The sequence below is a fragment of the Limnohabitans sp. genome, from assembly GCF_046052765.1.
Lineage (GTDB): Bacteria > Pseudomonadota > Gammaproteobacteria > Burkholderiales > Burkholderiaceae_C > Limnohabitans.
The window spans coordinates 1-3,831 of the sequence record NZ_JAVLFQ010000027.1; the positions used below are offsets into that span (position 1 = coordinate 1).

At 47.5% G+C, this 3,831-nt stretch carries 7 protein-coding genes; all 7 read left to right on the forward strand.

Annotated elements, in window-relative coordinates:
* A partial coding sequence (locus AC9UG7_RS02795) for a secretin GspD/PilQ domain-containing protein (RefSeq protein WP_509583859.1) occupies positions 1–927 on the forward strand: 927 nt, incomplete at its 5' end.
* Entirely contained in the window at positions 924–1,430 is a 507-nt protein-coding gene (locus AC9UG7_RS02800) for a type II secretion system protein (protein ID WP_509583861.1), read from the forward strand. The genes AC9UG7_RS02795 and AC9UG7_RS02800, both read left to right, overlap by 4 nt.
* 7 nt (positions 1,431–1,437) lie before the next feature.
* Positions 1,438–1,842, forward strand: coding sequence for a type II secretion system protein (locus tag AC9UG7_RS02805; RefSeq protein WP_509583863.1), 405 nt, complete (start codon positions 1,438–1,440; stop codon positions 1,840–1,842).
* 7 nt (positions 1,843–1,849) lie between these two features.
* A complete protein-coding gene (locus AC9UG7_RS02810) occupies positions 1,850–2,482 on the forward strand; it encodes a type II secretion system protein (RefSeq protein ID WP_509583865.1) in 633 nt (210 codons plus the stop codon).
* Between the two features lie 14 nt (positions 2,483–2,496).
* Positions 2,497–3,036, forward strand: a complete 540-nt coding sequence (locus AC9UG7_RS02815; RefSeq protein WP_509583867.1) for a CsgE family curli-type amyloid fiber assembly protein — start codon at positions 2,497–2,499, stop codon at positions 3,034–3,036.
* Between the two features lie 94 nt (positions 3,037–3,130).
* Positions 3,131–3,529: a curli assembly protein CsgF gene (locus AC9UG7_RS02820; RefSeq protein ID WP_509583869.1), complete on the forward strand. Its 399-nt coding sequence runs from the start codon at positions 3,131–3,133 to the stop codon at positions 3,527–3,529.
* A 9-nt stretch (positions 3,530–3,538) separates the two neighbouring features.
* A partial coding sequence (locus tag AC9UG7_RS02825; protein WP_509583871.1) for a CsgG/HfaB family protein occupies positions 3,539–3,831 on the forward strand: 293 nt, incomplete at its 3' end.

Here is a 3,831-nt window from a genome sequence, read left to right on the forward strand (position 1 = left end):
CTTGTCGGCAATAAGGTACCGACGTACACAACCTCCTCTACTGTCCTTAATGGCTCACAGATCAATAACCCAGTGGTTACCTACTTGGACGTGGGTCTCAAACTTGAAGTCGAACCTACAATTTTTCTTAATAATGAAATCTCTATCAAAATTGGTTTAGAGGTAAGTAACATAGTTAAGTCGGAAAAGATAGCGGGTACTGAGACCACCATATTTACTGTTGGTAATCGCAATGCCAGCACCATCTTGCGACTGAAAGACGGCGAGAACCAGATCCTGGCCGGTTTGATCAACAGCGAGGCCGACCGTTCTGTGAATAAGTTGCCTGGGTTAGGAGACACGCCGCTTCTTGGTAGATTGTTTGGCTCCCAAGCCGACACCAATAAAAAAACTGAAATTCTGTTGTCCATCACACCCAGGCTAGTTAGAAATCTTCAACGGCAAGAGGCCAGTCTGAATGAATTCTTGGGAGGCACTGACAGCAATTTGCGTATGCGCCCTGACTTCAAGGTGGGTGCCTTGGAGGAGATCTTGTCCAACCCCGCGATCAATCGCGAACCCATGCCTGTTCAAGCGCCTGCACCCAATACGGCTCAAGAATCTTCCCAAGCCAAGCCTTCGTTGCCAGTCGTTGCCCCCACAGTTGTTCCTGCTGTCATTCAGTTGAAAGATGCTGACACTTCACCCAAGCCCAAACCTGCTCAGCCTGATGCCAAGGCCCAAGCCGAAGCAAGGGCCGAAGAAAAGAGGCTCAAGGACGCCGAGGCTGCCGACATGAAGAGACAGTTGATTGAGAAAAAGAGGGCGGAGGCAGCCAAGATCCAACAAGAAAAATTGGACAAAAAGAAAGCCTTAGACGCCGACAAAGCGTCTCCAGAGACACGCCAATTCATTGATAAGATTTTGAAGCCTCAGGAAGCGCCATGATTGTTTGTGGCCTATCTTTGCGCCTCAAGGGATTCACCCTGATCGAGTTGTTGATCACACTGGCTATTCTGGGTGTGTTGGCAACTTTAATCACGCCCGTGGTGCAAATCGAAATGCAACGGCAAAAGGAGACGGAGTTACGAACCGCCTTGCGTGATGTCCGCAAGGCTATCGATGCCTACAAAGCAGCAGGAGATCAGGGGCGAATAGAGATGACAGAGGGCACCAGTGGATATCCAAAATCTTTAGATACCCTTATCAAGGGTGTCAAAGATATCAAAAATCCGCAAGATAAAAAAATATTTTTCCTCAGACGCATTCCACTCGATCCCATGGTCTCAGGTACTTTGACTATGGAGCAAAAGTCAGGTGGCAGTTATGGTTGGGGTCTGCGAAGCTATGCCAGCGATCCAGAAGACCCGCAGGCAGGAAGTGACGTGTTTGATGTGTACTCCAGTTCAAACGGTGTAGGCCTGAACGGCATACCCTACAGGAAGTGGTAGGCCTGTCATGAAACGAATATCAATCGGACTAACGAGCTCGGGTTTTACTTTGATCGAGTTGTTGGTCGTACTGGCCATCGTCACCTCGCTGATGATGCTGGCTGTCCCAAGGTACTTTGCCAGCATTGACCACGCCAAGGAGGTCACGCTCAAGCAAAATATCTCCATCATCCGAGAAACCATCGACAAGTACTATGGGGACACAGGGCAGTACCCAGAGTCTTTGCAGCAGTTGGTGGACAGAAAGTACTTGAAGTCTTTGCCCATCGACCCTGTGACTGAAAAGTCAGACAGTTGGCTCATCACGCTGCCACCGCCAGATGCCAATGGGAAAACCAATGGCAAGGTCTACGATGTCCATAGTGGGGCGTCTGGCAAAACAGCCGCCGGTGTACCCTTTGAGAGTCTTTGAGTCAAATATGCGCTACATACGCCCAAGTGCAAAAGCCGATGCTGGCTTCGCCTACCTGAGCCTGCTTATTTTTTTAGCATTGCTAGGGTTTGTCTCTGCCATGGCTTTGCAAGTGGGCAGCTTGGTGCACAGAAGAATGGCGGAGGAGGCGTTGATTGACGTTGGCTTGGAGTACGCCAAAGCACTGAGCAGCTACGCCGACAAAACGCCTGCAGGCATGGAGGATCAGCCCATGAGCATGCAGGAATTGTTGCTCGACAAGAGACTGCCTGGGCGGGTGCGACATTTGCGACAACTCTACCCTGACCCAGTCACTGGCAGCGAAGAGTGGGGGCTGGACTTGGATCCCGATACAAAACGCGTTGTCGGGATATTCAGTCTTTCTGACAAAAGACCTATCAAGATTGATAATTTCCCTCTGGGTTTTGACGCCTTCAAGGGTAAATCCAGACTGAATGAATGGGTGTTCACTGCAGACATTGTCGCGAGTATTGAGCGTGGTGACGATGGGCGTAACCGCAATGGCACAAATTTGATCAATCCAAGTAACCTGATAGACCGATCTAAGCGCAATATACCTGAGCCAGTCGCCCCTCGCGATGACGGATTGATATCACCGAATGAACTCCCTAAAAATTAATGTGTGCACTGTTCGTGAGTTTTGCTGAAACAAAAATTGTCACCAAGGTTTCATACAAGCTTTTTATAGTTAACAATATTATGTGCTTAAATAAATTATCAGTACTATTTGTTTTTTTACTTTGCGCTGCCATAGTAAGCTTTGCCCAAGGGCAGGACTTGCCTTTGGGCGAAAACTCTAAGTCTTCCACGAGTAATAAAAATAAAGAAATAAATCGAAATGCAATGACCGAAGGCATATCAGGCTTGTTGATCGACAACATGATCACCCCGAATGGTCATCAATTTTTTCAGCTCTTCAGCACTAGCTGGAAAGAAAACCCAGAGTCAGAAAATTACTCCCTGGCCTTTGTCGAAACAACTTCTAGATTAAGAGGCAGTCAAGTACTTATTTATTTGGGCACCAAACTTATGTTTATCAGTGGCCTGCCATACAAGTCATCCCAGCTCAGACCCATGGTCGATCAGGCTATTGAGGCGATCAATAGCGGCATTATTTCTTTGGCTACGGAGACAGGCAGTGCTGAGAAAGATTTAGGGGAAGAAGAGTTGTGAAAGTAACTCTAGTTCATCTTTTAAATTGATCTTTTCCCATTAAAGGTAGATGGGCTCGAGCCGATAAAAAGATAATCTACAAAGGTTTTCCACCATGAAAAAAGTTTTTATGCAAACAATGTTGGGTCTGGTGTTCTGCAATTGCTACGCAGAAAATTTGAACTTTAACTTCATCAACCCTTCATTCTTGGGGGGCAACCCAAATAACGCCCCTGGACTGCTTAATTTGGCCAACGCGCAAAATCAATTCAAGGCACCTGTCGATACGCCTGCAGAAAAATTCGCAAAAAATTTGGAAAGCGCTGTTTACTCTAAAAAGTTAACTTCAATATTCGCAGCCAGTGCATTGACAGACACTACGTTACTAGGAGTTCCTATTCAAACTGATAACTCAACTATATTGATAACAGAATCTGGAACCGTTAGGACAATCTCAATAACAGACAAGACTACTGGCGCTGTCACTACATTTACCGTGGATATTACCCCGTAAAGACTTGAGATGAAATCAAATACCGCCAAGCATTTTTATCGGCTTCACCTGATGGTGTTGGCGATAATTTTGAGTGCGTGTTCGTCGGTGGTGCCACCGTCTGCGGTGAAGTCAAATGCGCGGTTGACCCCTGTCTCAGATGTCACGCTCGACCTCAGCCACCTGCCACCGCCACGGGAGAAGATTCCCATAGCGGTCTATGGTTTTCGTGACCAGACTGGCCAGTTCAAGCCTTCGCCGGATAGCTTGAACTCTTCACAGGTCTCGCAGGGTGTCTCCTCGGTGTTGGTGAAGGCCTTGCG

What these genes read in the sequence shown, in the direction of transcription:
- AC9UG7_RS02800 (WP_509583861.1), top strand. Translation starts at nt 924, where the DNA reads ATGATTGTTTGTGGCCTATCTTTGCGCCTCAAGGGATTCACCCTGATC.
- AC9UG7_RS02805 (WP_509583863.1), top strand. Translation starts at nt 1,438, where the DNA reads ATGAAACGAATATCAATCGGACTAACGAGCTCGGGTTTTACTTTGATC.
- AC9UG7_RS02810 (WP_509583865.1), top strand. Translation starts at nt 1,850, where the DNA reads ATGCGCTACATACGCCCAAGTGCAAAAGCCGATGCTGGCTTCGCCTAC.
- AC9UG7_RS02820 (WP_509583869.1), top strand. Translation starts at nt 3,131, where the DNA reads ATGAAAAAAGTTTTTATGCAAACAATGTTGGGTCTGGTGTTCTGCAAT.